Origin of the sequence: Nocardioides conyzicola, from assembly GCF_039543825.1 — a bacterium.
Taxonomy (GTDB): Bacteria; Actinomycetota; Actinomycetes; order Propionibacteriales; family Nocardioidaceae; genus Nocardioides; species Nocardioides conyzicola.
In genome coordinates this window covers 16429-42645 of record NZ_BAABKM010000002.1, presented here as the reverse complement: position 1 = coordinate 42645, position 26217 = coordinate 16429, and the positions used below count along the sequence as shown (strand labels likewise).

Below are 26217 nucleotides of genomic sequence, written 5' to 3'. Positions count from 1 at the left end.
CCACGGGCGAGATGGCCGTTCTCCGGCCCTCGGAACGACCATCTCTTCCGTGGGTACGTCGTCGTGGCGCGCGATCCCACCCAGTGTGATTCCGGAGACACTCTCCATCTAGTCGGGGTCGGAAACACATTGGATATCGATCAGGAGTAAGTTTCCGTGTCGTGAGTTTGCGCGGTTGGTCTGCACACGACGTAGCGGTCGAGCGGCTGCGGGCGTCGTACGACGCCATCCCGGCGGGTGCGCCGGTCCGGCTGGCGAAGAAGACCTCCAACCTCTTCCGCCCCCGCGCGGCGACCGACGCGCCGGGCCTGGACGTCTCCGGCCTCGACGGCGTGATCGCCATCGACGTCGACGCCCGGACCGCGGACGTCCAGGGCATGTGCACCTACGAGGACCTGGTCGACGCGACGCTGCCGCACGGCCTGATCCCGTACGTCGTGCCGCAGCTGCGCACCATCACCCTCGGCGGCGCGGTGACCGGGCTCGGCATCGAGTCGACGAGCTTCCGCAACGGGCTGCCGCACGAGTCGGTGCTCGAGATGGACGTGTTCACCGGCGCCGGCGAGGTCGTGACCTGCGCGCCCGGCGACGACCTCTTCGACGCGTTCCCCAACTCCTACGGATCGCTCGGCTACGCCACCCGCCTGCGCATCCGGCTCGAGGCGGTCCCGGCGTACGTCGCGCTGCGGCACGTCCGCTTCGACGACGCCGAGCTGCTCGCCAAGACGATCACCGAGATCACCGAGACCGCGTCGTACGACGGCGTGCGGGTCGACGGGCTCGACGGCGTCGCGTTCGAGCCGGGGGAGTACTACCTGACGCTCGCGACCTGGACCGAGGACGGCGGCGCCACCAGCGACTACGTCGGCCAGGACATCTACTTCAAGAGCATCCAGCAGCGTGAGACCGACCGGCTGTCGATGTACGACTACCTCTGGCGCTGGGACACCGACTGGTTCTGGTGCTCCGGCGCGTTCGGTGCCCAGAACCCCAGGATCCGGAGGATCTGGCCGCGCCGCTGGCGCCGCTCGGACGTCTACCAGAAGCTGCTCGGCCTGGACCGGCGCTTCTCGATCGCCGACCGCCTCGACCGGCGCGCCGGCCGGCCATTGCGTGAGCGGGTCATCCAGGACATCGAGGTGCCGGTCGCCAACCTGCCCGCGTTCCTCGAGTGGTTCGACGACGCCGTCGGCATGCGGCCGGTGTGGCTCTGCCCGTTGGTCTCCACGCGGGAGTGGGCCTCCTACCCGCTGGAGCCGGGCCAGACGTACGTCAACGCCGGGTTCTGGGGCACCGTGCACGTCGGCCCCGACGCGCCCAACGGACCGCGCAACCGCGCGATCGAGACGAAGGTCCTCGAGCTCGACGGCCACAAGTCGCTCTACAGCGAGGCGTTCTACGACCGCGAGACCTTCGACCAGCTGTACGGCGGCGCCAACCTCGCCGCCGTGAAGGGTCGCTACGACCCGCAGGACCGATTGACCACGCTCTACGACAAGGCGGTGAAGAGACGATGAGCACGATCAGCATCGGAGATGCGGTGGGATCACTGCTGCGCGAAGGGATGCCGGTGCGCTTCACGGCGTACGACGGGAGCGAGGCCGGTCCGCCGGACGCCACGATCCACGTCGACCTCCTCAACGAGCGCGGCCTGTCCTACATCATGACCGCGCCGGGCGACCTGGGCTTCGCCCGCGCGTACGTCTCGGGGGACCTCGACCTGCACGGCGTGCACCCGGGTGACCCGTACGACGCGATGAAGCTGCTGCAGAACAACCTGCGCTTCCGCACCCCCTCGCCCGTCGAGGCGCTGACGCTGGTGCGCGGGCTCGGGTTCTCGCACCTCAAGCCCCCGCCGCCGCCCCCGCAGGAGCACCTGCCGCGCTGGCGCCGGGTGATGGAGGGCGTCCGGCACTCGATGCAGCGTGACGCCGAGGTGATCCACCACCACTACGACGTCTCCAACACGTTCTACGAGTACGTGCTCGGCCCGTCGATGACCTACACGTGCGCGCTCTACCCGACCGCGGACGCGACGCTCGAGGAGGCACAGGAGGCCAAGTACGACCTGGTCGCCCGCAAGCTCGACCTCCAGCCCGGGCAGCGGCTGCTCGACCTCGGCTGCGGCTGGGGCGGCATGGTCCGTCACGCCGCGCGCGTGTACGGCGTCAAGGCGCTCGGCGTGACCCTGTCGCGCGAGCAGGCGTCGTGGGCGCAGCAGGCGATCAAGGAGGAGGGTCTCGACCACCTCGCCGAGGTCCGCTTCATGGACTACCGGGACGTCGAGGAGTCCGGCTTCGACGCGATCTCCTCGATCGGCCTGACCGAGCACATCGGGGTGAAGAACTACCCGGCGTACTTCGGCTTCATCCGCGACCACCTGAAGCCGCAGGGCCGCCTGCTCAACCACTGCATCACGCGGCACGACAACCGGCCGACCGACACCGGTGCGTTCATCGACCGCTACGTCTTCCCGGACGGCGAGCTGATCGGCTCCGGCAAGATCATCACCGAGGTGCAGAACGCCGGGCTCGAGGTGCAGCACGAGGAGAACATCCGCGTGCACTACGCCAAGACGCTCGCCGCCTGGTGCCAGAACCTCGCCGACAACTGGGACGCCTGCGTCGCCGAGGTCGGCGAGGGCACCGCGCGGGTGTGGGGCCTCTACATGGCGGGCTCGCGGCTGGCCTTCGAGCGCAACGAGATCCAGCTCCACCACGTGCTCGCGACGAAGACCGACGAGGACGGCAACAGCGGCTACCCGCTGCGCCACACCTTCTGAGCACCGATAACGTGGCCCGGTGAGCACGAGGGCCCAGCAGTACGACGCGGTGGTGCTCCGGCGCGAGCAGCTCTCGGACCACCTGGTGCGGCTGGTGCTCGGCGGTCCGGGGCTGACCGGCTTCGCGAGCACCGGCATCCCGGACGAGTGGGTCGGGCTGGTCGTGCCGAGCCAGTTCCAGAGCCGCTACTACACGGTGCGGTCCTGGACCGGCTCCGAGCTGACCCTGGACGTCGTGGTGCACGACGTCGGCCTGGTCACCGAGTGGGCGGCCCGGGACGTCGTGGGCGACACCGTCACGATCACCGAGCCCAAGGGCTCCTTCGCGATGCCGGCCGACGCGGCCTGGCTGATGCTGGTCGGGGACCTCACGGCACTGCCGGCGATGGCCCGGATCGCCGCCTCCACCACGGTCCCGACGCGGATCTGGGCCGAGGTGCCGGACGACCTGGCCACCTACCTCCCCCTCGGCGTGGACGTCACCTGGCTGACCCCGCCCGGCGACGGCCAGAGCAGGCTCGCCGAGGCCGTCGAGACGATCGACTGGCCATCGGGCGACGGCTACTTCTGGATGGCGGGCGAGTCGGCGCAGATGCGCGCGATCCGCAAGCACCTGATGCGCGAGCGCAAGCTGCCGAGCACGGCGTACGACGTGATGGGCTACTGGCGCGGCGTCGCCCAACGTCAGCCGCGCGCGGTCGACCCCGGCCCCATCTGGCGGGCCGGCAAGGCGGCAGGCAAGACTGACGAGCAGATCTGGGCCGAGTACGACGACGCAAGGACACCCGAATGACCCCCCAAGACGGGCACAGCCACAAGAGCGGGTTCGTGTCCTTCGTCGGCCGGCCCAACGCCGGCAAGTCGACGCTGACCAACGCCCTGGTCGGCACCAAGGTCGTGATCACCTCCGACAAGCCGCAGACCACGCGCACGGTCGTCCGCGGCATCGTGCACCGCGAGGACGCGCAGCTGATCCTGGTGGACACCCCCGGCCTGCACCGGCCGCGCACGCTGCTGGGTGAGCGGCTCAACGACCTGGTGAAGACCACGCTCGGCGAGGTCGACGTGGTGGCGGTCTGCCTCCCGGCCAACGAGAAGCCCGGCCCCGGCGACCGGTTCATCGTCAACGAGATGGCCAAGGTCAAGCGCACGACGAAGGTCGCGATCGCGACCAAGACCGACCTGGTGACCTCCGAGCAGCTCGGCGAGCACCTGCTCGCGATCCAGCGGCTCGGCGAGGAGACCGGCACCGAGTGGGCCGAGATCGTGCCCGTCTCCGCGAAGTCCGGCGACCAGGTCGCGCTGCTCCAGGACCTGCTCGTCGGCCTGCTCCCCGAGGGTCCGCAGCTCTACCCGGACGGCGACCTGAGCGACGCGCCCGAGGAGATCCTCGTGGCCGAGCTGATCCGCGAGGCCGCGCTGGAGGGGCTGCGCGACGAGCTCCCGCACTCGATCGCCGTGGTGGTCGAGGAGATGGGGCTGCGCGAGGACCGGCCCGAGGACAAGCCCCTCCTCGACATCCACGCCAACCTGTACGTCGAGCGCGACTCCCAGAAGGGCATCATCATCGGCCCGAAGGGCTCGCGGCTGAAGACGATCGGCACGACCTCGCGCAAGCAGATCGAGGCGCTGCTCGGCACGCCGGTCTACCTCGACCTGCACGTCAAGATCGCCAAGGACTGGCAGCGCGATCCCAGGCAGCTGCGCAAGCTGGGCTTCTGATGACCCGACCAGCACCTGTTGCCGCGTGGCACGCGATCGCCGAGGCACGCGACCCCGCCGGCCTGGGTGACCTGCTCGCCGACGACGTCGTCTTCCGCTCCCCGGCGGTGCACACGCCGCAGGCCGGCAAGGCGCTGACCACGGCGTACCTCTCCGCTGCCGTCGTGGTGCTCGGCCCGACGCTCGACTACGTCCGTGAGTGGTACGCCGAGGACTCGGCCGTGCTCGAGTTCACGGCCGAGCTCGACGGGCTGACCGTGCACGGCGTCGACATGCTGACCTGGGGCGCCGACGGCCGGCTGACCGACTTCACGGTGATGGTGCGACCGTTCAAGGGGCTGCAGAAGCTGATCGAGCTGATGGCGGCCGAGCTTCAGTCCGGAGCCCAGCAGAGCCCGTAGGTCTGCCCGCCCTTCCAGTCCTCGGCGGTCGGCCACTCGTAGCCCCACTTGTAGTCGAGGGCGCCGTCGGCAGCGGCGGCGCCGGCGTCCTGGCACGGGCCGTCTCCCGCGGCGCGGACCTTCGCCACGCCCGGGTAGCGGCCGGCGGCGAACGGCACCGTGTCCACAGCGCGCCAGGAGTGCTTCGCCGAGCAGATGACGCGCTGGAAGCCGGTCGTGCCCGGGGCGGCCGTGCCGCACATGGCGTAGCGGTCGCGGCCGTCCGCCCGGCCGAGCACGTCCTGGAGGCGGCCGGTGAGCGGCGCGAGCTTCTCGTCGGCGGCCAGCGCGACGGCGTCGCAGCGGTACCAGGAGGCGCCGGCGTCCGACTCCTCGACGCTCGGGGTGAACCACACCGGCCGCAGCATGCTGAGCCGCCGGTCCTCCGCCGTACCGCCCACGAAGGCGTCGAACCGCTCCGGGCATGTCGTGGCGACCTGGTCGCGGACCCGGGCCGAGTCGACGGCCAGGAGGTGCCCGTCGACGACGACGTCGAGCGGCCCGACGGCGTACGTCATGGAGGTGTGGGCTCCGGTGCACGAGATCCGCGCGACGTCGACCGTCGGAGCGACCGCCTCGGTGTAGTCCAGCTGGTAGCAGGCACGGTCCTGGGGCGGCTTCGGCTCGGCCGCGGCGGGGGAGGGCGACGGAGTCGCGGACGCCGTCGGCGACGGGGACGGAGCCGGCTTGTCGGCCCCGTCACTGCTGCATCCCGCGAGGAGCAGCGCACCCGAGAGGACGAGCGTCGCGCCGAGCCGGATCACTGGTCGGTCTTCGCCCAGCAGACCGAACGCCGGTTGCCGGCGTCCCACTCGGCCTGGTGGAACCACGTGTAGCCGAAGTCGTAGTCCACGGGGTAGCTGAGCCAGGCGCCGACCGACTTCGAGCAGAAGTCGCGGGTCGTGACCTCGGAGAGGCGGTCGCCCGGGTAGGGGTCCTTCGCGTCACCGAGCGAGATCGTGGTGACCGCGCGCCAGTTGTGGGACTGCGTGCACGGGACCTTGACGGAGCCGGCGACCGTCTCGCCCTCGGCGCAGACCATCCAGTGGTCGTCGGGGCGCCCGAGCAGCAGGCCCTTGGCGCTGGTCGGGAGGTCGACGTACTCCCGGCTCTGCTCGCCGCCGCCCACGACGTCGCAGCGGTACCAGCGGGCGCCCTCGTCCCAGGCGGCCTCGGACGGCCGGAACCACGCCCAGCTGACCACGGTCCGCATCACCAGGCTGTCGTCGGCGCCGAGGAAGTCCTGGAACTGCTTCGAGCAGGTCTTGTACGCCCACGCACCGAGGTCCTGGTCGTCGTAGTCGACGTCCTCGAAGTCGTCGGGCAGGTCGCCGACGGCGAACGTCTCGGCGGTGTGGTCGTCCGAGCACGGGACGGCCTTGGTCGAGTCGGACGGCTTGGCGACGTCCTTGGGGTCGAGCACCCGGCAGGCGCCGAGCTTCGGCGCCTTCTTGTCCGCCGGGGGCGCCGCGTTGCCGTCCCCGCAGGCGGTCAGGATTGCTGCCGCGGCGAGCGCGAGGACGACCAAGCGCACGCGATGCACGGAGCCTCCCTCGGTGTTGCCGGACCGCGCGATCGTACCCTTGCTCAGCTCAGCAGGGCCGCCAGCGTCCCGCCGAGCTCGTACGCCGCCTCGCGCTGCTCCTCGCCGACGTCGCCGAGCACCGTCAGCACGTCGGCCGACTGGGTCCACGGCAGTGCCCCGACGATCGACTGCACGGATCGCACCGCGCCCGTCGTGTCGTACCGACCGTGCACCCACAACCCGTACGGCTTCTTGCCGCCGCCCGCGCTCGACGCCGAACCGTCGTCCGACAGCGACCCACCCGCCTCGAGGAAGATCGTGTCGAAGAAGTGCTTGAGCGCGCCGCTCATGTACCCGAAGTTGGCAGTGGTCCCGAGCAGGTACCCGTCTGCCGCCAGCACGTCCTCGGCGGTCGCCTCCAGCGCTCGCCGTACGACGACCTCCACGCCCTCGATCGCGTCGTCGTTCGCACCGGCCACCGCCGCGTCCGTCAACGACTGCGCCGTCGGCGTAGGGGAGTGGTGGACGACCAGCAGACGCGCCATGGCTTCAGCGTCCCACGGGGCTGCTTAGGCACGGCGATGTGCGCTGGCTGCGGGTCGACTCGGGTCGTCCGCTGATAGGCAATGACGGCGGGTACGGCGGGTCTCGGGTCGACGCTCGCGTCCGGCTTTCGGTGGTCGAGCAGCGAGCGCCAGCGAGCGTCGTCGAGACCCCCGCAGCGTAGGCAGGGCGATGTGCGCTGGCTGCGGGTCGAATCGGGTTGGCCGCCGATAGGCAGCTACGCCGGGTGAGGCGGTCTCGGGTCGACGCTCGCGTCCGGCTTTGCGGTGGTCGAGCAGCGAGCGCCAGCGAGCGTCGTCGGGACCCCGCAGCGTAGGCAGGGCGATGTGCGCTGGCTGCGGGTCGACTCGGTTTGGCCGCCGATAGGCAATGACGGCGGGTTGCGGTCGGCGCTCGGCTTCGCGGCTTTCCGGCGGTCGAGCAGCGAGCGCCAGCGAGCGTCGTCGAGACCCCCGCAACCCGACCGCCGACGTCGGGTGCGGGGGTCTCGACAAGCTCAACGACCGCGAACTGTCAGTGGGCTGCGGGTCCGCCCGGGTTGGTCTCCGATAGGCAGCTACGCGGTACGGCGGGCGGTGGGTTGCGGTCGCCGCCCGGCTTTCCGGCCGCCGGTAATCACCCCACCGGAGGCCGCGAAAAATCTTCGGAAGTATTTCTTGAAAGTGTCCACATCCCGGTCAACACAAGGGTTTTCAGGGTCTGAATGTCGGTGGCCAGTGCTTGGCTAGACCTATGAGTGAAGGCCAGAACATCACCGGAACCGGGGAGTCGTACGACTCCCCGGAGCAGGTGCTGGCCGCGCTCCACGACCGCCACCTCGTGGTGAACCAAGCAGAGATCGACAAGCTGCAGCTGGCCGTGCAGTGGGCGGTCATGAACCCCACCGACACGATCGACGACGCCGCGACCGTGGACGGCACCCAGGGCGAGCTCGCCGTCGCCGGGCCTGGTGCACCGTTGGTGGCGGAGTTCTGCGTCGGTGACCTCGCCCTCGCGTTGGGGATGTCGACCGATGCCGGGCGGACGTACCTGGGGGATGCGGTCGAGATCCGCTACCGGCTCCCGAAGATCTGGGCCGCTGTCACCGCGGGTCGGGTGCAGGTGTGGAAGGCGAGGAAGATCGCCCAATCCACCAAGCCGCTGTGCCGTGACGGTGCGCGTCACGTGGATGCTCATCTCGCGCACGACGTGGGGCGGTGTTCGTTCGCGCAGATCGACCGGGTCGTCGAGGACGCGGTCCGGCGGTTCGACCCGGAGCTCGCGGAGAAGCGGCGCCGGGAGGCCGCCGACGAACGCTGCCTGGATGTGGACCTTCAGCAGGTGTCGTTCAACGGCACCGTCCACGTCGACGGGGAGCTCGACCTGGCCGATGCGATCGACTTCAACGACGCGATCGCCGCCGGCGCCAAGGAGCTCGCCGCCCTCGGCTCCACCGAGTCGCTCAACGTCCGCCGGTCGATGGCCGCCGGGGCGCTGGCCCGCCGCGAGCTGACCCTCGACCTCGGGACCCAGGACGAATCGCGGCCTCAGCGGAAGCGGGAGCTCGTGATCTACGTGCACCTCTCCGAGCACGCCGTCACGGGTGGCGCCGCGGGGGTGGAGAACACCAGGTCGTCGGTGTCCGTGGAGCAGGTGAAGGGCTGGTGCGCCGGCACGAACACGAAGGTCACGATCCGCCCGGTCATCGACCTCAACGAAGACCTGTCGGCGGACGCCTACCGACCGACCGAGACCATGCGGGAGCAGGCGGTGCTGACCAACGCGACCTGCGTGTTCCCGCACTGCACCCGACCAGCACGCCCGGCCGACCTCGACCATCTCGAGAACTTCGACGGCACCAACACCGAGTCCCTCAACCTCGCACCCCTGTGTCGGGGTCACCACCCGTACAAGACCCACGGCGACTGGACCGTGATCCGCACCAGCCCGACGACCTTCACCTGGACCACCCCGTACGGGTACTCCTACGCCTGGGACACCACCCACACCCGACATACCCACTGACCACACCCCGCCGGCACCACCGGCGGGGCCATTCGCACGCCAGCACGCGGAGCCAGCGCGCGTCCGAGACGGAGGGAGGCGCTAGTCCCGGAGCCCCTCGCGGAAGGCGGCGACCGACCTGACGCCCGCCAGCGCCCACCGGACGGAGAGCGGCAGCACGACGAGTGCCAGGAGCAGGGGCAGAGCCAGCCACTTCAGGGGGCCGCCGACGAAGACGAACACCGCCAGGGAGGCGGCGACCGCGACTCCGATCCAGAGGGGACCGTCCATGACGGGGCTCCGGCCGCCGGCGTGTGCGGCGTACACCTCGGACGCCAAGCGTCGGACCTGCGCCGGTGCGCCAGCCTCCTGATCCACGTCCCGATCATAGGGACTCGGGCCGTCGGGCGAGGCGCTTGCGCTATGGTGAACGCGTCATGATGCGCCAGCTTCTTCTTCGCTGCCGCAGCGAGGTCTGAGCCAGAGCCGGACCCCCTCGCTGCGGAGTGATCGCGTGCGCCGGCCCCGCACCCACAGATCCGACCCAGCGAGGACCCCATGACCCAGCAGAAGCCGAGCGGCATGCCGTTCGAGCGTTACCGCCCGTTCCCCCCGATCGAGCTGCCCGACCGCACCTGGCCGTCGAAGGTGATCACCGAGGCGCCGCGGTGGCTCTCCACCGACCTGCGCGACGGCAACCAGGCGTTGATCGACCCGATGAGCCCGGCGCGCAAGATGAAGATGTTCGAGCTGCTCGTCAAGATGGGCTACAAGGAGATCGAGGTCGGCTTCCCGTCGGCCAGCGAGACCGACTTCTCCTTCGTCCGCCAGCTCATCGAGGGCGACCACATCCCCGACGACGTGACGATCTCCGTGCTGACCCAGGCCCGTGAGGACCTGATCGAGCGCAGCGTGCAGTCGCTGGTCGGCGTACCGCGGGCCAACATCCACCTCTACAACGCGCTGGCGCCGCTCTTCCGTCGGGTGGTCTTCCACGCCGGCAAGGACGAGATCAAGGACATCGCCACCCGCGGCACCGAGCTCGTCATGAAGCACGGCGAGAACCACCTCGACATGACGGTCATCGGCTACGAGTACAGCCCCGAGATCTTCACCTCGACGGAGCTGCCGTTCAGCCTCGAGGTCTGCGAGGCGGTCTCGGATGTCTGGCAGCCCGAGGACGGCCGCGAGATCATCCTCAACCTGCCGGCGACGATCGAGTCCGCGACGCCCAACGTGTACGCCGACCAGATCGAGTGGTTCAGCCGTCAGCTCACACGGCGCGAGAACACGGTGATCTCGCTGCACCCCCACAACGACAGGGGTACGGCGGTGGCCGCGACCGAGCTCGCGATGATGGCCGGTGCCGACCGCGTCGAGGGCTGCCTCTTCGGCCACGGCGAGCGCACGGGCAACGTCGACCTGGTCACCCTGGCGATGAACCTGTTCAGCCAGGGCATCGACCCGATGATCGACGTGTCCGACATCGACGAGGTCCGTCGTACGGTCGAGTACTGCACGCAGCTGCCCGTCCACCCGCGGCACCCGTACGCCGGCGACCTGGTCTACACGGCGTTCTCCGGCTCCCACCAGGACGCGATCAAGAAGGGCCTGGAGGACCTCGACCGCCAGGCCGCCGAGCAGGGCGTGCCGGTGGGCACCCTGCCGTGGGAGGCGCCGTACCTCCCGATCGACCCGAAGGACGTCGGCCGCACCTACGAGGCGGTCATCCGCGTCAACAGCCAGTCCGGCAAGGGCGGCGTCGCCTACATCCTGAAGGCCGAGCACAAGCTCGACCTCCCGCGGCGTGCGCAGATCGAGTTCAGCCGGGTCATCCAGGAGCGCACCGACACCGAGGGCGGGGAGATGACCCCGGAGGCGATCTGGGACGTCTTCTCCAGCGAGTACCTCGACCGCGAGGCGCCGCTCAAGCTCAACTCCGTGCACACCTCGTCGGCGGCCGGCCAGAAGGATGCGCTCGACGTCAACGTGTACGTCGACGGGGCGATCCAGTCGCTGCACGGCGAGGGCAACGGGCCCATCGCCGCGTTCGTCAACGCCATCAACGAGCTGCCCCACGGCTGGGACGTGCGGGTCCTCGACTACGCCGAGCACGCGCTCTCCGCAGGCGGCGACGCGCTCGCGGCGGCGTACGTCGAGTGCCTCGTCCGCGACCAGGTCTACTGGGGCGTCGGCGTGGACGCCAACATCGTCACCGCGTCGCTCAAGGCGGTCATCAGCGCGGTCAACCGCGCGCCAGCGGCAACCTGATCGTGAACGTGGTGCCCTCCAGGTGGGCGGACCGTACGTCGATCCGCCCACCGTGGGTCGCCACGATCGCGGCCACGATCGACAGCCCCAGCCCGGTGCCCTGGATGGCGCGCTCCTGAGCGGTGGACGAGCGGAAGAACCGCTCGAACAGACCGTCCTGCTCGTCGACCGGCACGCCGATGCCCGTGTCGGAGACGGTCAGGCAGGCCTCGCCGTCCTGGATCCTCGCCGACACCTCGATCCGGCCGCCGTCCTCGGTGAACTTGATCGCGTTGCTCAGCAGGTTGGTCAACGCGCGCTCGAGCTGCACCCGGTCGCCGACGACCGGGATCGGCTCGTCCGCGGCCATCACCACCACCTCGAGGTCGCGGCCTGCGAGCTGCGCGCGCAGGGCGTCCTCGGCGCCGGCCAGGATCGTCGAGAGGTCCACCGCGTTGCGCTCCCAGCGGGCGGCGCCTGAGTCGATGCCACTCAGCGTCAGCAGGTCGTCGCACAGCAGGATCAGCCGCTGGCCGTTGCGGGCGATGCTCGCCAGCAGCGGCAGCTGCTCCGGGGCCGGTTCGACGAGCGACCCGTCCTCGAGCATCTCGGTGTAGCCGACGATGCTGGTGACCGGTGTGCGCAGCTCGTGGCTGACGGTGCTGACGAACTCGTTCTTCGCCTCGTCGAGGTCCTTCATCCGCTGGACGGAGAGCCGCTCCTTCTCCAGGGCCGCGATCAGCATCTCCTGGCTGGCCCGGGCCTCGGTCACGTCGCGGCCCACGCACAGGTAGCCGATCCGGGCCGCGAACGTGTCGGCCGCGATGCTCAGCGTCATCGAGACCGTGTGCCGCCGCCCGTCGCTCGCGATCCAGCTCCAGTCGCGCGGCTTGGTCACGCCGGCGCTGCCGATCTCGGCGACCAGCTGCTGGAAGGCCGCCTCCCCGGTCTCCCCGTGGCAGCGCCGCTCCACCTCCTCGGGGTCGAGCAGGTCGATGAACGACGTGCCGACCCGGTCCTGCGCGTCGTAGCCGAGCAGGTTGACGGCGCCGGTGTTGAAGAGCGTGACGAGACCGCGCGGGTCGATGCCGATCATCGCGGTCGTGACGGCCGCCTCGAGCAGGTGCCGGGTCAGCCCCGCGGCCGTCCGCTCGGCGGTGAGGTCCGTGCCGGTGATCACGAGGTACGTCGGGCGCTCCCGCTCGTCGAGCACGTAGCTGGTGTTCCACATGACGCGGAGCCTGCCTCCGCCCGCCGGGATCAGGTCGGTCTCGCGGCTGGCCTGGGCGTCCACCTCGACCGGCAGGCCGGCGGGATAGCCGGTCGAGCCGGGTGGGGCGAAGGGCATGTCCCAGATGTCCTTGCCGACCAGGTCCGCCTCGGCGTAGCCCGTCAGCGCCGTGGTCGCATCGTTGACGCGCACCACCTCGCCGTACAGGTCGGTCACCAGGATGAGCGCGGCCGTGGTGTCGAGCGTGGCGCTGGTCAGCTTCTCGCTGCCGCTGAGCCGGGACAGCAGTCGACGGTTCTGCTCGATGCCGATCGCGAGCGGCAGCGCCATCAGGGTGGTGACGACGACGAACGCCTGGAGCACTGCCCCCAGCCCCAGCGGGCTGAGCTGTCCCCGCTCGAGGTCGAAGCCGAACGGCCCGCGTCCCTGCGAGCTCGCGAGGATCACGACCACGGAGAAGGCGGCGAGCTCCCAGGCGAGGATGGCCACGTCGAATCGCAGCGCCGCCCAGATCAGGAAGGGGAGGGCCAGGAACTCCAGGGACCGGTCCTGGCCGGACGCGAAGACGACCGTGGTGACCGCCGCCAGGGCGACCAGCTGCACGGGAAGCTCCCAGACGAGGCGGCGCCGTCGGTGGATCCTGGGCGCCATCACGATCGGAAGGACCACGAGCGTCGAGGCGGCGTGGGACAGGGCCAGCGACCGCACGCTCGCCACGAACGAACCGTCCGTGAGCGCCGAGATCCCGGCAGCGGCGATCATGGCCATGGTGACGCCGCCGAGCACAGCAGCGACGACGAGACGGACGAAGGCGTCGAGCCCCGCGAGCTCCGGCGGGCCCTGCCGCCGCCAGCACAGGAACGTCGCTGCCACCACGGCCTCGCTGGCGTTGGCGACGGCGAGCCAGACCGCCAGGTCCAGGGGGCGGTCCTCGATCAGGTTGGCGGCAGCGGTCATCACGAGCACGCCCGGGACCAGCCACCACCACCAGCGGCGAGGGGTCAGGGCCAGCAACGCCACGCCGATGCCACCCGCGGGCCACCAGATGGCGACCTGGGCTCCCTCGGGGGCGGACGCGATGGCCAGCACCCCGGCACCGAGCACGGCGCCGAGGGCCACGACGGCCAACGGCAGGCTCAGCTGGCCGCGGCCCGACTTCCACATGGCCGAAGTGTCGCACCTCTAGGCTGTCCACCATGCTGGTGTCGGAGCGGATCGGGCAGCTGTTCGTGGAGACCGACGCCGGTCGCGACCGGCTCGAGTTCACCGAGTACGGCGACGGAGACGCCTGGGTGGTGCTGTTGCCGGCCGAGCTGCTGCCCCGGCGGATGCAGCAGCCGCTCGCGCGCGTCCTCGCCGCTGAGGGGCTGCACGTGGTCACCTTGGACCCGTTGGGCCACGGCCGCTCGGACCGCCCCGCCGACCCGCAGGCCTACTCGGTCACGGTGTTCGCGGAGCAGGTGGTCGCCCTCCTGGACCACCTCGGCGCCCCCCAGGCCGTCGTGGGCGGGATCTCCCTGGGCGCCAACGTCGCGCTCGAGACGGCGGCCATCGCTCCCGAGCGGGTGCGCGGCCTGATCCTCGAGGCGCCGATCCTCGACAACGGCGTGGAGGCCGGGATCCTGACCTTCGGGCCGCTGCTGCTGACCGCGCGCTTCCTCCCGCTGGCCGTGACGGCGCTCCGCCGGACCACCCGACCGGTCCCGCGCGGCATCGTGCCCTTCTGGGCCGGCATCGCGCTCGACACCTGCGACCAGCGGCCCGGCGCCGTGGCGGCGCTGGTGCACGGGCTGTTCTTCGGCCGGGCGGCCCCGTCCGCACGCGAGCGGCGCCGGATCGACGTACCGGCCCTCGTCGTCGGACACCCTCTCGACCCGACGCGGCCGCTGGCCGACGCCGAGATGCTCGCCGGCGAGCTGCCCCAGGCCACGTTGCTGCGGGCGCGTACGCCGTGGGAGTGGCGGCTGCGGCCGCAGCGCCTCGACGAGGCGGCGGTCGAGCTCGCCACCCGGTGCTGGCGCACGCCGCGCCGTCGCCGTCGCACCGGATCGTGACCCCACCCGGCAGAATGGGCGTGTGCTCTACCGTGACGAGGCGATCGTGCTGCGCACCCACAAGCTGGGTGAAGCAGACCGCATCATCACGCTGCTGACGCGGCAGCACGGTCGCGTCCGCGCGGTCGCCAAGGGCGTACGCCGTACCACCTCCCGCTTCGGGTCGCGCCTCGAGCCGTTCACGTACGTCGACCTGCAGCTCGCCGAGGGCCGCAACCTCGACACGATCACCCAGGCGGAGACGATCACGCCGTTCGCCAAGGGTCTCGGTCTGGACTACGACCGCTACACCGCCGGCACCGTGATGCTCGAGACCGCGGACCGGTTGGTGACCGAGGAGCGGGAGCCGTCGGTCCAGCAGTTCCTGCTGCTCGTCGGCGGCCTGCGCGCGATGACGGCGGGCGAGCACGCGCCCAGCCAGGTCCTGGACTCCTACCTGCTCCGCTCGCTCGCGGTCGCCGGCTACGCCCCGTCGTTCGACCACTGCGCGCGGTGCGGCACCCTGCCCCACCCGGGGAGCCCGCACCGGTGGTTCAACCCGTCGATGGGCGGAGTGCTGTGCGCGACCTGCCGGGTCCCGGGCTCCGCCAACCCCGCACCCGAGACCGTCCTGCTGCTCGCCGCCCTGCTGTCCGGTGACTGGCCGGTCGTCGACGCCACCCACCCGCGCACCCTCAAGGAGGGCAGCAGCCTGGTCGCGGCGTACCTCGCCTGGCACCTCGAGCGCGGGCTGAAGTCCCTGATGTACGTCGAGCGCTGATCCACCCCGCGGGCGGGGAGCGTGGCTAGGCTCCACCTCGTGAAGCGCGCCGTCCGTCAGCCCACGCCGCACCCGTCCGGCGCTCGTCCGCCGGCCATCCCGAAGGACCTGGTGCCGCGGCACGTCGCCATCGTGATGGACGGCAACGGTCGCTGGGCCAAGGACCGCGGCCTGCCCCGCACCAAGGGCCACGAGCAGGGCGAGTCCTCCCTCTTCGACGTCGTCGAGGGTGCGATCGAGATCGGCGTGAAGGCGATCTCGGCGTACGCCTTCTCCACGGAGAACTGGTCCCGCTCGCCCGACGAGGTGAAGTTCCTGATGGGCTTCAACCGCGACGTGATCCGCCGGCGCCGCGACGAGATGCACGAGCTCGGGGTCCGCGTCCGGTGGGCCGGCCGGGCGCCGCGCCTGTGGAAGTCGGTGATCCGCGAGCTCCAGGTCGCGGAGGAGCTGACGCGCAAGAACGACGTCCTCACGCTGACGATGTGCGTCAACTACGGCGGCCGCGCCGAGCTCGCCGACACCGCGCGCAGCATCGCCCGCGAGGTCGCCGCCGGCCGGCTCGACCCCGAGAAGGTCGACGAGAAGACCTTCGCCCGGCACCTCTACGTCCCCGAGCAGTCCGACGCCGACCTGATCTGGCGCACGTCGGGGGAGCAGCGGCTCTCCAACTTCCTGCTCTGGCAGGCGGCGTACGCCGAGCTCGTGTTCACCGACGTGCTGTGGCCCGACGTCGACCGGCGCCATCTCTGGAACGCCATCGATCTCTACGCCCGACGGGACCGGCGGTACGGCGGAGCCCAGCAGTGACCCGGCGGAGCTGGTCGATCGCCTGGATGGCCGAGCCGGGTCGGTTCCAGGTCCTCTTCAGCGTGCTGTACGCCGTGGACGTCGGCCTGCGCGTGGCGTTCGGCGCCCGGTTCGACCTGCTCTCGGGCCCGGGGCTCGGGCTGGTCGGCGCGGTGGTCCTGTTCGTCCTGGGTGTGGCGGTGCCGTGGGACCGGCTTGACCCGCGGCTGGCGCTGGTCCTGCCGGTCGGCTCGATCGCGGTCGTCGGCGTGACGCGGCTGGCGCCCGAGGGTGGCAACGGTCTGCTCGCCGTCTTCCCGGCGCTCTGGCTGGGGCGGCAGTGGGGACGGCGCGGCGCCGTCATCGCCGGCGTGGCGACCGTCCTCTTCCTCGTGGTGCCGGGTGCCGTCTACAGCCACGGCGACTCCGTGATGGTCCCGCGGGTGCTCTTCATCGCCCTCGTGGTGGTCGTCACCGCGCTCGCCGTCGCGGACGGCATGGAGCAGGTCCAGGCGCACGAGGGCACGATCGAGCACCAGCGCCGGGTCAGCCAGGCGATCTTCGACACCGTCGACGTCGGCCTGCTGCTGCTCGGCAAGGACGGGGAGTACGTCGGCATGAACCGCCGGCACCAGGAGTTCATGGCCATCGGCTACCCCGCGGGGCACGAGGGCCAGGCCGGCCAGCTCGGCGAGGTGTACGACGTCGACGGCCGGACCCCGATGCGGGCCGAGCAGATGCCGGCGTACCGGGCCAGCGCCGAGGAGGAGTTCGACGACGTCCGGATGTGGATCGGCCGGGACCCGGCGACCCGGCGGGCGCTCTCGGTCTCGGCGCGGGCGGTGCGGACCCGGGATGGCGCGTTCGCGGGCGCCGCACTCGCGTACAACGACGTCACCGACTTCATGCGCGCCCTCAAGGTGAAGGACGAGTTCGTCGCCCTGGTGTCCCACGAGCTGCGCACGCCCCTGACGTCGATCGTCGGCTACGTGCAGATCCTCGAGGAGGACCCGGCCATCCCCCCGCACGCCGTCGAGCAGCTCCGGGTCGTGCACCGCAACGCCGAGCGGCTGCGTCGCCTGATCGGCGACCTGCTCGACACCGCGCAGCGCGACGGCAGCCCGATGCCGATCAACCGCAGTGACGCCGACCTCGCGGCGATCGTGGTCGAGTCGGTCGAGGCGGCCCGGCCGACGGCCGCCGGCGCCGGCGTCGACATCGCGCTGACGGCGCCCGAGCAGCTCCGCATGAGCCTCGACGCCCAGCGGATCGCGCAGGCCGTCGACAACCTGCTCTCCAACGCCATCAAGTACACCGAGCCGGGTGGCGCGGTGACGGTCCGGCTGGCCGCTGACGAGCGGGACGTCGAGCTCGAGGTCGTCGACACCGGCATCGGCATCGCCCCCGACGACTGCGACCGGCTCTTCACCCGCTTCTTCCGCACCGAGGACGCCGCCCGGCGGGCCGTGGCCGGCGCCGGTCTCGGGCTGAGCATCACCAAGGACATCGTCGAGAGCCACGGCGGTCGGGTCGACGTCGAGAGCGAGGTCGGCCGGGGGAGCACCTTCCGGGTGCGCCTGCCGTCCGTCGGCTAGCGGCAGCGCGGGCAGGTCCCGAAGATCTCCAGGGCGTGGCTGACGTCGGCGTACCCGTGCTCGGCCGCGATGCTCGACGTCCACCGCTCGACCGTCGGTCCCTCCACCTCGATGGTCGCCCCGCAGGAGCGGCAGACCAGGTGGTGGTGATGGCTGTCCGAGCACCGTCGGTAGATCGCCTCGCCGTCCTCGGTGCGCAGCACGTCGACCTCGCCGGCCTCCGCCAGCCGCTGGAGGGTCCGGTAGACGGTCGCCAGGCCGACCTGCTCGCCGCGTTCGCCGAGGAGCTCGTGGATCTCCTGCGCGGAGCGGAAGTCCGCGAACGACGCCATCGCGTCGACGACGGCCCGGCGCTGGCGGGTGGGCCGCAGCGGCGATTGCTCAGTGTTCGTCATAGTGCCTCCCGTGGGGGGCGTGCCGGTGGCCGTCGTGGACGTAGTCGACGTGGTCGCCGTGCGGGACCCCGACGTGACCGCAGTCCTCGCCGTGGTCGTGCGGGTGCTGGTCGATCTCCTGGTGGGCGGCGGTCTCCACCACCGGGAAGGGCCGCTGCAGCCGGCGGCGGGACCGCAGCCAGACGCCGAGCGGCCACGCGACCACGAAGCCGGCCAGGGCCAGCAGCACGATGGTCGGGCCGGGCGCGACCCGGGCGTGCCCGGAGGCGTACGCCGAGAGCAGCAGCCCGCCGACGGAGGCGATGGTCCCCAGGACCATCGCCGCGGTCAGCGTGGTGCGGAAGGACCGGCTCAGCTGCTGCGCGGTCGCCACCGGCACCACCATCAGGGCCGACACCAGCAGCAGCCCGACCGTGCGCATCGCGACCGTCACGCTGACCGCGGCGAGGACGGCGACGAGCAGGTTGTAGGCGCGGATGTTGAGGCCGGCCACGCGGGCGAACTCCTGGTCCTGCGCCACCGCGAACAGCTGGGGCGCCAGCCCGACGCAGACGAGCACGACGACGGCGGCCAGCACCATCGTCACGATCACGTCGGAGACCGAGACCGTGACGATGGAGCCGAAGAGGTAGGTCTGCAGCCGCGCGCCGCTCTGGCCGGCGAGCCCGGTGATGAGCACGCCGCCGGCGAGGCCGCCGTAGAAGAGCAGGGCGAGGGCCACGTCGCCGTTGGCGTGGCCGCGCTCGCGGATGACCTCGATGACGACGGCGCCGATCACCGCCACGACGACCGCGGTCCACGTGGGCGACGTCCCGGTGAGCAGGCCGATCGCGACACCGGTGACGGCGACGTGCCCGATGCCGTCACCCATCAGCGCGAGCCGGCGCTGCACCAGGTAGGTGCCGACGGCCGGTGCCGCCAGGCCGGTGAAGAGCGCGGCGAGGATCGCCCGCTGCATGAACGGCAGGCCGAGCAGGTCGAGGTAGTCGCTCATCGGTGTTCTCCCTCGATCAGGGAGGAGACGTGCGGTGCGTGGTCGTGCCGCTCCGGCTCGTGGTGGTGGTGATGGTGATGGCCGTCGAGGTGGGCGGTCGCGACGTCGACGCTGGCCAGCGGCGGACCGTCGTACGCGACCCGACCGTCGCGCATCACCACGGCGCGGTCGATGAGCGGTGCCATCGGGCCGAGCTCGTGGGCGACCAGGACGATCGTGGAGCCGCGTCCCGACATGATCTCGAGGGTGTCGGCCAGGACCTGCTGGTTGGGCAGGTCGACGCCCGCCGTCGGCTCGTCGAGGAAGAACAGCTCCGGCTCGCCGGCCAGCGCGCGGGCGATCAGCACCCGCTGCTGCTGCCCACCGGACAGCGACGCGACGCCCTCACGGGCGCGGTCGGCGAGGCCGACCACCTCGAGCGCGTCGTCGATCGCGACCCGGTCGGCCCGCCCGAGCGGGCGGAGCAGCCGACGCCGGGTGAGCCGGCCGGAGGCCACGATCTCCCAGACCGAGGCGGGTACGCCGGACGTGGCACCGCCGCGCTGGGGCACGAACCCGACCCGCTGCCAGTCGTCGAACGCGTCGAACGGCGTGCCGAACAGCCGGAGCGAGCCCGTCGCCAGCGGCCACAGACCCGTGAGGGCGCGGACCAGCGTCGACTTGCCGGAGCCGTTCGCTCCCATCAGGGCGACGAACTCGCCGGACCGGACCGTCAGGTCGATCTGCCGCAGGATCGGACGGCCCGCGATGGCCACGGCGCCGTTCGTCAGCTCGACGACAGGGTCGGTGGAGGTGCTCAACAGCCGTTCGCCTCCTCGAGGGCGGCGAGGTTGGAGCGCATGAGGGAAAGGTAGTCCTCGTCCGCGGTCTTGTCGGACAGGCCCTCGATCGGGTCGAGCACCTCGCTCCGCACGCCCATGTCGCTCGCGAGCTGCTCGGCGGTCTTCGGACTGACCAACGACTCGGAGAAGACGGTCGTGACCCCGTCGTCCTCGATCACCCTCTGGAGCCGGGCCAGGTCGGCCGGCGTCGGCTCGGAGTCGGGGGAGAGGCCGAGGATCGCTTCCATCGTGATGCCGTACTTCTGCAGGTAGCCGAACGCGTCGTGGCTGACGACCACGGTGCTGCGCTGGCAGTCGGCGAGCCCGGCCGTGTAGTCCTTGTCGAGGCCCTCGAGGTCGGCGCGCAGGTCGGCGGCATTGGCTGCGTAGTCGTCCGCGTGGTCGGGGTCGACCTTCGACAGCCGGTCGGCGACCGCGTCGCCGACGTCGGCGAGCAGCAGCGGGTCCTGCCAGAAGTGGGGATCGAGCTCGTCGGAGTCGACGCCGTGCTCGCGGAACGGCACCAGGTCGACCACGTCGGCGACGTCCAGGGTGTCGCCGCCCGCGTTCTCGTCGACCGCGTCGTCGACCGACGGCTGGAAGCCGCCCTCGTAGACGACGAGGTCGGCCTGCGCGACGTCGGCGGTCTCCCTCGGGGTGAGCTCGAGGTCGTGCGGCTCCCCGCCGGGCGCGGTCAGGTTCTCGACCTCGGCGTGGTCGCCGGCGACCCGGCTGGCGACGTACTGGAGCGGGTAGAACGCCGCCGCCACCTGCACCCCGTTGTCGAGACCGACCGTGTCGTCGGTGAAGGCGGCGCATCCCGTCAGCACGAGCAGCGGGGGGAGGACCAGGAGGGAGAGGCGCTTCATGAGAACCATTCTCAGATGAGTTGAGAATGATTGTCAACTGTAACCGTCCGGCGCAGTGGCGACATGTATCTCTCGGACGAAAGTGCGAGGGAGGGAGGGAGCGGAGATGGTGGTGACGACCGAGGGTCCCGCCCGGGTCGCGGTGGTCAGCCCGTCGGCCATGGTCGCCGCGGGGATCGCCGCGATGCTGGGCCGCCACCCCACGCAGGTCGAGATCGTGCCGGCCATGCACGCCGAGCCCGACGTCGTGCTCTACGACGTCCTGGGTCTCGAGGGCGGCGACGGGACCGAGCTCGACCGCCTGGTCGGCCGGCCGGCCACGACGGTGCTGGCCGTCCGACGTGACCTGCGACCGGAGCTCCTCCACCAGGCGCTGGCCCAGGGCGCGGACGGCTGCCTCGCCATGAGCGTCGACGAGGCCACCCTGCTGGCGACGCTCGACGCGGCGCGGGCCTGGCGGCGGCCCGCCACGGCCCGTGACACGATCCTCTGCGCCTGCCCGGCCGAGCAGCGGTCGTGGCGGCTCGGCCTCGGCGCCGGGCTCAACGCCCGGGAGGCCGAGATCCTCGCGGCCATCGTGCGCGGGCTCACCAACACCGAGATCGCCGAACGCGAGTTCCTGAGCATCAACACGGTCAAGTCCTACATCCGCAGCGCCTACCGCAAGATCGGCGTGGAGACCCGCAGCCAGGCGGTCCGCTGGGCCCTCACCTACGGGTTCGACCCACGGGAGGGCTGAGGCGCCGCAGCGAGTACGGTCGCCCCGTGCTGGTGGTCAACAGGTTCCGCGTTCCGGCGGACCGCGCGGAGTCCTTCCGGGCAGATCTCGAGACGGCCCGGGAGGCGCTCGCCGCCTGCGCCGGGTACGCCGGCGGGGAGATCGGCCGCAACGTCGACGACCCGGAGCTGTGGGTGCTCAGCACCCGGTGGGACAACGTCGGCGGCTACCGGCGCGCGCTCTCGTCGTACGACGTGAAGCTGCGGGCGGTCATGACGCTCTCCCGGGCGATCGAGGAGCCCTCGGCGTACGAACGGGTGGAGCCGGGCACCACCCTCAATATCGGCTCGCCCCGGTCGTTAGGCTGAACGTTCGCACGTTCCCCCTTGACCGGCAGCCAGCCGGCCGTGACCCGCAGGAGCTCCATCGTGGCCAAGCCGCCGCCGACCACCGTCGACCACGTCGTCTCGCTCGCCAAGCGCAGGGGCTTCGTCTACCCGTGCGGTGAGATCTACGGCGGGACGCGCTCGGCCTGGGACTACGGCCCGTTGGGCGTGGAGCTCAAGGAGAACATCAAGCGCCAGTGGTGGAAGTCCATGGTCACGATGCGTGACGACATGGTCGGCCTCGACTCGAGCATCATCCTGCCGCGCCAGGTCTGGGAGGCCAGCGGCCACGTCGAGACCTTCAGCGACCCGCTGACCGAGTGCCAGTCGTGCCACAAGCGCTACCGCTACGACCACCTGCAGGAGGAGGTCGCGGAGAAGAAGGGCCTCGACAACCCCGACGACGTCGACCTCTCCACCGTCGCCTGCCCCAACTGCGGCACCCGTGGCGCGTGGACCGAGCCGCGCCAGTTCTCCGGCCTGCTCAAGACCTACCTCGGCGTCACCGAGGACGAGAACGGCCTGGCCTACCTGCGTCCCGAGACCGCGCAGGGCATCTTCATCAACTTCGCCAACGTCGTGACCTCGAGCCGGCAGAAGCCGCCGTTCGGCATCGCGCAGATCGGCAAGAGCTTCCGCAACGAGATCACGCCGGGCAACTTCATCTTCCGCACCCGCGAGTTCGAGCAGATGGAGATGGAGTTCTTCGTCAAGCCGGGCGAGGACGAGGAGTGGCACCAGTACTGGATCGACCAGCGCACCGCCTGGTACGTCGAGCTCGGCATCGACCCCGACAACCTGCGGCACTACGAGCACGCGCCGGAGAAGCTCAGCCACTACTCCAAGCGGACCGTCGACATCGAGTACCGCTTCAAGTTCGCCGGCTCGGAGTGGGGCGAGCTCGAGGGCATCGCCAACCGCACCGACTTCGACCTGACGACGCACTCGAAGCACTCGGGCCAGGACCTGTCCTACTTCGACCAGGCCAACAACGAGCGCTACACGCCGTACGTCATCGAGCCGGCGGCCGGCCTCTCGCGCAGCCTGATGACGTTCCTGGTCGACGCCTACACCGAGGACGAGGCGCCCAACACCAAGGGCGGCGTCGACAAGCGGGTCGTGCTCAAGCTCGACCCCCGCCTCGCGCCGGTGAAGGTCGCGGTGCTCCCGCTGTCCCGCAACGCGGACCTGTCGCCCAAGGCCAAGGACCTGGCGATGCAGCTGCGCACGGCCGGCTGGAACGTCGACTTCGACGACTCCGGTGCGATCGGCCGCCGCTATCGCCGCCAGGACGAGATCGGCACGCCGTACTGCGTCACGATCGACTTCGAGACCCTCGAGGACGACGCGGTGACCGTGCGCGAGCGCGACTCGATGTCGCAGGAGCGGATCAGCCTCGATCGCGCGGTCGCGTACTTCGCTGAGCGTTTCGTCGGCTGCTGAGCCCCGTGCATATGCACAATGGCCGCATGAGGACCTCGCGCGCGCTCGCGCCGTCGATCGCGCTGCTGCTCTCGGCGACGGTGCTCGCCGGCTGCTCCGGCTCCGACTCCGGTGGCTCGTCGGGGAAGTCGGGGAGCCCGAGCGGCTCGACCAGCGCCTCGCCGTACCTGCCGGTGCCCGACGGCGTCACGCTGACGCCGCAGGGCACCCACCTCGAGGTCGGTGACGCGGCCGTGGTGGCCTACGAGCCGCGTCAGGACGAGGTCGGCGCGCTCGACCTCACCGTGACCAAGCTCGAGAAGACCACGACCAAGAAGACGCTGTCTGCCTGGCAGCTGACCGACGCGCAGAAGGCGTCGACGCCGTACTTCGTCCACGTGAGCGTGAAGAACGTCGGCGAGTCCGACCTCGGCGGCCGGCGGGTGCCGCTCTACGTCGTCAACGAGGACAACCTGCTGCTGGAGTCGACGCCGTTCGCGAGCTCCTTCAAGGCCTGCCCGAGCACCGCGCTCCCCAAGCCGTTCGCCGCCGGCGCGACCGCCGACGTCTGCCTGGTCTACCTCGCGCCGGACCACGGCACGCTCGAGGCGGTCAGCTTCCGTCCCGACGAGGACTTCAACCCGATCACCTGGACCGGCGAGATCGAGAAGTACGTGCCGCCGAAGCCGAAGAAGAAGCCCAAGAAGAAGGGCTGATTTGGGCGGTCCCACGCTCACGCCGGACAATGGATCCATGTCCTCGCTGCCCACCTCGCTGACCCTCGGGTCACTGACGGTCGACGTGCCCGTGGTGCTCGCGCCGATGGCCGGCATCACGAACGCGGCCTACCGCCGGCTCTGCGCCGAGCAGGGCGCCGGGCTCTACGTCTGCGAGATGATCACCAGCCGCGGGCTGGTGGAGGGTGACCAGCACACCCGGGACATGCTCGTCTTCGACGAGCTCGAGACCACCCGCTCGGTGCAGCTCTACGGCACCGACCCGGTCTACGTCGGCAAGGCCGCCGAGATCCTCTGCGCGGAGTACGGCGTCGCGCACATCGACCTCAACTTCGGCTGCCCCGTCCCCAAGGTCACCCGCAAGGGCGGCGGCGGCGCGCTGCCGTGGAAGCGCGGGCTGCTCGCCGAGATCCTCGAGCACGCCGTGGCCGCGGCCACGCCGTACGACGTGCCGGTGACGATGAAGACGCGCAAGGGCATCGACGACGACCACCTCACCTACCTCGACGCCGGCCGGATCGCGCAGGAGAGCGGCATCGCCGCGATCGCGCTGCACGGCCGGACGGTCGTGCAGGCCTACTCCGGCGAGGCCGACTGGGACGCGATCTCCGCCCTGGTCGACCACGTCGACATCCCGGTGCTCGGCAACGGCGACATCTGGGAGGCCGCCGACGCCGTCCGGATGATCGAGGAGACCGGCGCCGCCGGCGTCGTGGTCGGGCGTGGCTGCCTGGGCCGCCCCTGGATCTTCCGCGACCTGGCCGCCGCGTTCTCCGGCGAGCAGGTCGCGACCCTCCCGACGCTGGGCGAGGTGGCCGCGATGATGCGTCGGCACGCCGAGCTGCTCTGCCAGCACATGGGGGAGGAGCGGGGCTGCAAGGAGTTCCGCAAGCACGTGACGTGGTACCTCAAGGGCTTCGCGGCCGGCGGCGAGATGCGCCGCTCGCTCGGCCTCGTGCACACGCTCGCGGACCTGGACCGGCTGCTCGCCGAGCTGGACCCGACGGAGTCCTTCCCCGTCTCCGAGCTCGGGACCCCTCGCGGCCGCCAGGGCTCGCCGCGCGACCGCGTCGTCGTCCCGGAGGGCTGGTACGACGACACCGACGGCGCCGGATCCCACCTCCACGAGGACGCGAACGAGACCACCGGCGGGTGACCGGGATTACCCAGTTTTGATCGTTTGAAGATTCCACCACCTCGGGAACGGTGTGGTTGACTCGACCGTCGTTGCCGTTTCGTGACCTTCCCAGCGGTCCGGCGACGTGACCCCCGACCGCAACAGCTAAGGATCAGCGCTGTGGCAGAGCATCGCCACAAGCGGGACACCGATGCCCGCCGCAAGCCCCGCGCCGCCACCGTGGCCGCGCCCCTCGCCCTCCTGGCGACGGCGTCAGCGGTGACCCTCGGCGTGCTGGCGAGCGGCCCGGTCACCGGCACGATCCTGGCCCAGGACTCCGCCTCCGCTGACCTCTCCCCGGTCGCCGGGCGCCACGCCAGCAAGCAGATGGAGCGCCCCCTCGACCTGATGCGGGACCGCAAGATCGCCTCGCGCAGCGAGGGCCGGCTGGCGAGGACCTCCGCCCTGGAGGAAGCCGACACCCGGCTGTGGACCGCGATCGACCTCAACCTGTGGACCGCCCCTGGCAGGGACGCGAAGCAGGACGGCGAGATCAAGGCCGGCAAGCGCGTGCTCGTCACCGGCCGCCAGGCCGGCGACCGCGAGGAGGTCCTCGTCGAGGGCCAGCTGCGCTGGGTGACCGCCGGCCACCTCGCCGCCGAGAAGCCGGTCGCGGCACCCGCCGGCCTGTCGATGGCGCCGTGCCCCGATCCCGGCGTCGAGAACGGCCTGACCGCCAACGCCGTCTACGTCTACCGCTCCGTGTGCCACGCCTTCCCGCAGATCACGTCGTACGGCGGCTGGGACGCGCACGGTGAGCACTCCTCGGGCAAGGCGCTCGACATCATGACCAGCGACGTCACGCTCGGCAACGCCATCGCGGACTTCCTCAAGGCACACGCCTCCGAGCTCAAGCTGTACGACATCCTGTGGCGCCAGCAGATCTGGACCCCGGTCCGCGCCGGCGAGGGATGGCGGACGTTCCCGTCCCGTGGCTCCGCCACCGCCAACCACTTCGACCACGTGCACGTGTCGACGTACTGACGCTCGACCTGACCGGCGT

The 26217-nt window shown here is 71.0% G+C and carries 26 protein-coding genes; 17 read left to right on the top strand and 9 right to left on the bottom strand.

The genetic code is table 11. The annotated features are described in order from the left end of the window. The first annotated feature begins 161 nt into the window (after positions 1-161). Genes ABEA34_RS03215 through ABEA34_RS03195 form a run of 5 tightly spaced genes read left to right on the top strand, consistent with a single transcriptional unit; the run spans position 162 to position 4905 of the window. Positions 162-1517, top strand: a complete 1356-nt coding sequence (locus tag ABEA34_RS03215) for an FAD-binding oxidoreductase (protein ID WP_345519214.1) — start codon at positions 162-164, stop codon at positions 1515-1517. Further along, positions 1514-2782 (top strand): class I SAM-dependent methyltransferase, encoded by a 1269-nt coding sequence (locus ABEA34_RS03210; RefSeq protein WP_345519212.1) that lies wholly within the window; start codon positions 1514-1516, stop codon positions 2780-2782. The genes ABEA34_RS03215 and ABEA34_RS03210 overlap by 4 nt, the downstream gene beginning before the upstream one ends. Positions 2783-2801: 19 nt before the next feature. Next, the gene (locus ABEA34_RS03205) at positions 2802-3575 is read left to right on the top strand and encodes a siderophore-interacting protein (protein ID WP_345519210.1); all 774 of its coding nucleotides are present in this window, start codon (positions 2802-2804) and stop codon (positions 3573-3575) included. Next, positions 3572-4504 carry a GTPase Era gene (gene era, locus ABEA34_RS03200; RefSeq protein ID WP_345519208.1) on the top strand — a complete coding sequence of 311 codons (933 nt, stop codon included), beginning with the start codon at positions 3572-3574 and terminating at the stop codon, positions 4502-4504. Before ABEA34_RS03205 ends, era begins: the two co-directional genes overlap by 4 nt. Then, positions 4504-4905, top strand: a complete 402-nt coding sequence (locus ABEA34_RS03195; RefSeq protein ID WP_345519206.1) for a nuclear transport factor 2 family protein — start codon at positions 4504-4506, stop codon at positions 4903-4905. The genes era and ABEA34_RS03195 overlap by 1 nt, the downstream gene beginning before the upstream one ends. Here ABEA34_RS03195 and ABEA34_RS03190 read toward each other — a convergent pair. From ABEA34_RS03190 to ABEA34_RS03180, 3 genes are read right to left on the bottom strand one after another with little or no spacing between them, the layout of a single operon-like run. Next, positions 4878-5708, bottom strand: coding sequence for a septum formation family protein (locus tag ABEA34_RS03190; protein WP_345519204.1), 831 nt, complete (start codon positions 5706-5708; stop codon positions 4878-4880). The genes ABEA34_RS03195 and ABEA34_RS03190 overlap by 28 nt on opposite strands. Then, positions 5705-6478 (bottom strand): septum formation family protein, encoded by a 774-nt coding sequence (locus tag ABEA34_RS03185; protein WP_345519202.1) that lies wholly within the window; start codon positions 6476-6478, stop codon positions 5705-5707. The genes ABEA34_RS03190 and ABEA34_RS03185 overlap by 4 nt, the downstream gene beginning before the upstream one ends. A 53-nt stretch (positions 6479-6531) precedes the next feature. After that, positions 6532-7014, bottom strand: a complete 483-nt coding sequence (locus tag ABEA34_RS03180) for a flavodoxin family protein (protein WP_345519200.1) — start codon at positions 7012-7014, stop codon at positions 6532-6534. A gap of 751 nt (positions 7015-7765) precedes the next feature. On the opposite strand from ABEA34_RS03180, the gene ABEA34_RS03175 reads away from it, so the two are divergent. Next, on the top strand, positions 7766-9037 hold the full coding sequence (locus ABEA34_RS03175; RefSeq protein ID WP_345519198.1) for a DUF222 domain-containing protein: 1272 nt from the start codon (positions 7766-7768) through the stop codon (positions 9035-9037). Between the two features lie 81 nt (positions 9038-9118). Here ABEA34_RS03175 and ABEA34_RS03170 read toward each other — a convergent pair whose 3' ends face one another. Continuing rightward, positions 9119-9394 carry a hypothetical protein gene (locus ABEA34_RS03170; protein ID WP_345519196.1) on the bottom strand — a complete coding sequence of 92 codons (276 nt, stop codon included), beginning with the start codon at positions 9392-9394 and terminating at the stop codon, positions 9119-9121. A 180-nt stretch (positions 9395-9574) separates the two neighbouring features. On the opposite strand from ABEA34_RS03170, the gene leuA reads away from it, so the two are divergent. Then, entirely contained in the window at positions 9575-11287 is a 1713-nt protein-coding gene (gene leuA / locus ABEA34_RS03165) for a 2-isopropylmalate synthase (protein WP_345519194.1), read from the top strand. Here leuA and ABEA34_RS03160 read toward each other — a convergent pair. Then, positions 11262-13661, bottom strand: a complete 2400-nt coding sequence (locus tag ABEA34_RS03160) for an ATP-binding protein (RefSeq protein ID WP_345519192.1) — start codon at positions 13659-13661, stop codon at positions 11262-11264. The genes leuA and ABEA34_RS03160 overlap by 26 nt on opposite strands. 32 nt (positions 13662-13693) lie before the next feature. Between ABEA34_RS03160 and ABEA34_RS03155 the strand changes: the two genes are divergently transcribed. Genes ABEA34_RS03155 through ABEA34_RS03140 form a run of 4 tightly spaced genes read left to right on the top strand, consistent with a single transcriptional unit; the run spans position 13694 to position 17695 of the window. Then, positions 13694-14551 (top strand): alpha/beta fold hydrolase, encoded by an 858-nt coding sequence (locus ABEA34_RS03155; protein ID WP_345519190.1) that lies wholly within the window; start codon positions 13694-13696, stop codon positions 14549-14551. Between the two features lie 22 nt (positions 14552-14573). After that, a complete protein-coding gene (recO, locus tag ABEA34_RS03150) occupies positions 14574-15311 on the top strand; it encodes a DNA repair protein RecO (RefSeq protein ID WP_345519188.1) in 738 nt (245 codons plus the stop codon). Between the two features lie 39 nt (positions 15312-15350). Beyond that, entirely contained in the window at positions 15351-16121 is a 771-nt protein-coding gene (locus ABEA34_RS03145) for an isoprenyl transferase (protein WP_345519186.1), read from the top strand. Then, positions 16118-17695: a sensor histidine kinase gene (locus ABEA34_RS03140; protein ID WP_345519184.1), complete on the top strand. Its 1578-nt coding sequence runs from the start codon at positions 16118-16120 to the stop codon at positions 17693-17695. The genes ABEA34_RS03145 and ABEA34_RS03140 overlap by 4 nt, the downstream gene beginning before the upstream one ends. On the opposite strand, the gene ABEA34_RS03135 is transcribed toward ABEA34_RS03140, so the two are convergent. The 4 genes from ABEA34_RS03135 to ABEA34_RS03120 are packed head-to-tail and all read right to left on the bottom strand — an operon-like array spanning position 17692 to position 20774. Then, positions 17692-18090 carry a Fur family transcriptional regulator gene (locus ABEA34_RS03135; protein ID WP_345519182.1) on the bottom strand — a complete coding sequence of 133 codons (399 nt, stop codon included), beginning with the start codon at positions 18088-18090 and terminating at the stop codon, positions 17692-17694. The two genes, ABEA34_RS03140 and ABEA34_RS03135, sit on opposite strands and share 4 nt — an antisense overlap. Next, entirely contained in the window at positions 18077-19084 is a 1008-nt protein-coding gene (locus tag ABEA34_RS03130; RefSeq protein WP_345519180.1) for a metal ABC transporter permease, read from the bottom strand. The genes ABEA34_RS03135 and ABEA34_RS03130 overlap by 14 nt, the downstream gene beginning before the upstream one ends. Beyond that, entirely contained in the window at positions 19081-19884 is an 804-nt protein-coding gene (locus tag ABEA34_RS03125; protein ID WP_345519178.1) for a metal ABC transporter ATP-binding protein, read from the bottom strand. The genes ABEA34_RS03130 and ABEA34_RS03125 overlap by 4 nt, the downstream gene beginning before the upstream one ends. Next, a complete protein-coding gene (locus tag ABEA34_RS03120) occupies positions 19881-20774 on the bottom strand; it encodes a metal ABC transporter substrate-binding protein (protein WP_345519176.1) in 894 nt (297 codons plus the stop codon). Before ABEA34_RS03120 ends, ABEA34_RS03125 begins: the two co-directional genes overlap by 4 nt. Positions 20775-20880: 106 nt before the next feature. Between ABEA34_RS03120 and ABEA34_RS03115 the strand changes: the two genes are divergently transcribed. The 6 genes from ABEA34_RS03115 (at position 20881) to ABEA34_RS03090 (ending at position 26198) form a co-directional block, all read left to right on the top strand. Then, positions 20881-21513: a helix-turn-helix transcriptional regulator gene (locus ABEA34_RS03115; protein WP_345519174.1), complete on the top strand. Its 633-nt coding sequence runs from the start codon at positions 20881-20883 to the stop codon at positions 21511-21513. A gap of 26 nt (positions 21514-21539) precedes the next feature. After that, positions 21540-21860: an antibiotic biosynthesis monooxygenase family protein gene (locus ABEA34_RS03110; protein WP_345519172.1), complete on the top strand. Its 321-nt coding sequence runs from the start codon at positions 21540-21542 to the stop codon at positions 21858-21860. Between the two features lie 60 nt (positions 21861-21920). Further along, positions 21921-23321, top strand: coding sequence for a glycine--tRNA ligase (locus ABEA34_RS03105; protein ID WP_345519170.1), 1401 nt, complete (start codon positions 21921-21923; stop codon positions 23319-23321). A 26-nt stretch (positions 23322-23347) separates the two neighbouring features. After that, complete coding sequence (locus ABEA34_RS03100; RefSeq protein ID WP_345519168.1) at positions 23348-24016, top strand: hypothetical protein; 669 nt, start codon at positions 23348-23350, stop codon at positions 24014-24016. Positions 24017-24053: 37 nt separating this feature from the next. Next, positions 24054-25193 (top strand): tRNA dihydrouridine synthase DusB, encoded by a 1140-nt coding sequence (gene dusB / locus ABEA34_RS03095; RefSeq protein ID WP_345519166.1) that lies wholly within the window; start codon positions 24054-24056, stop codon positions 25191-25193. Positions 25194-25334: 141 nt separating this feature from the next. After that, on the top strand, positions 25335-26198 hold the full coding sequence (locus tag ABEA34_RS03090) for a VldE C-terminal domain-containing protein (protein WP_345519164.1): 864 nt from the start codon (positions 25335-25337) through the stop codon (positions 26196-26198). The last annotated feature ends 19 nt before the right edge of the window (positions 26199-26217 follow it).

Excerpts from the sequence above, each read along its gene's own strand:
- ABEA34_RS03210 (WP_345519212.1), top strand. The coding sequence starts at position 1,514 with ATGAGCACGATCAGCATCGGAGATGCGGTGGGATCACTGCTGCGCGAA.
- era (WP_345519208.1), top strand. The coding sequence starts at position 3,572 with ATGACCCCCCAAGACGGGCACAGCCACAAGAGCGGGTTCGTGTCCTTC.
- ABEA34_RS03195 (WP_345519206.1), top strand. The coding sequence starts at position 4,504 with ATGACCCGACCAGCACCTGTTGCCGCGTGGCACGCGATCGCCGAGGCA.
- ABEA34_RS03180 (WP_345519200.1), bottom strand. The coding sequence starts at position 7,014 with ATGGCGCGTCTGCTGGTCGTCCACCACTCCCCTACGCCGACGGCGCAG.
- ABEA34_RS03175 (WP_345519198.1), top strand. The coding sequence starts at position 7,766 with ATGAGTGAAGGCCAGAACATCACCGGAACCGGGGAGTCGTACGACTCC.
- leuA (WP_345519194.1), top strand. The coding sequence starts at position 9,575 with ATGACCCAGCAGAAGCCGAGCGGCATGCCGTTCGAGCGTTACCGCCCG.
- ABEA34_RS03160 (WP_345519192.1), bottom strand. The coding sequence starts at position 13,661 with ATGTGGAAGTCGGGCCGCGGCCAGCTGAGCCTGCCGTTGGCCGTCGTG.
- ABEA34_RS03155 (WP_345519190.1), top strand. The coding sequence starts at position 13,694 with ATGCTGGTGTCGGAGCGGATCGGGCAGCTGTTCGTGGAGACCGACGCC.
- ABEA34_RS03135 (WP_345519182.1), bottom strand. The coding sequence starts at position 18,090 with ATGACGAACACTGAGCAATCGCCGCTGCGGCCCACCCGCCAGCGCCGG.
- ABEA34_RS03130 (WP_345519180.1), bottom strand. The coding sequence starts at position 19,084 with ATGAGCGACTACCTCGACCTGCTCGGCCTGCCGTTCATGCAGCGGGCG.
- ABEA34_RS03120 (WP_345519176.1), bottom strand. The coding sequence starts at position 20,774 with ATGAAGCGCCTCTCCCTCCTGGTCCTCCCCCCGCTGCTCGTGCTGACG.
- ABEA34_RS03115 (WP_345519174.1), top strand. The coding sequence starts at position 20,881 with ATGGTGGTGACGACCGAGGGTCCCGCCCGGGTCGCGGTGGTCAGCCCG.
- ABEA34_RS03100 (WP_345519168.1), top strand. The coding sequence starts at position 23,348 with ATGAGGACCTCGCGCGCGCTCGCGCCGTCGATCGCGCTGCTGCTCTCG.
- dusB (WP_345519166.1), top strand. The coding sequence starts at position 24,054 with ATGTCCTCGCTGCCCACCTCGCTGACCCTCGGGTCACTGACGGTCGAC.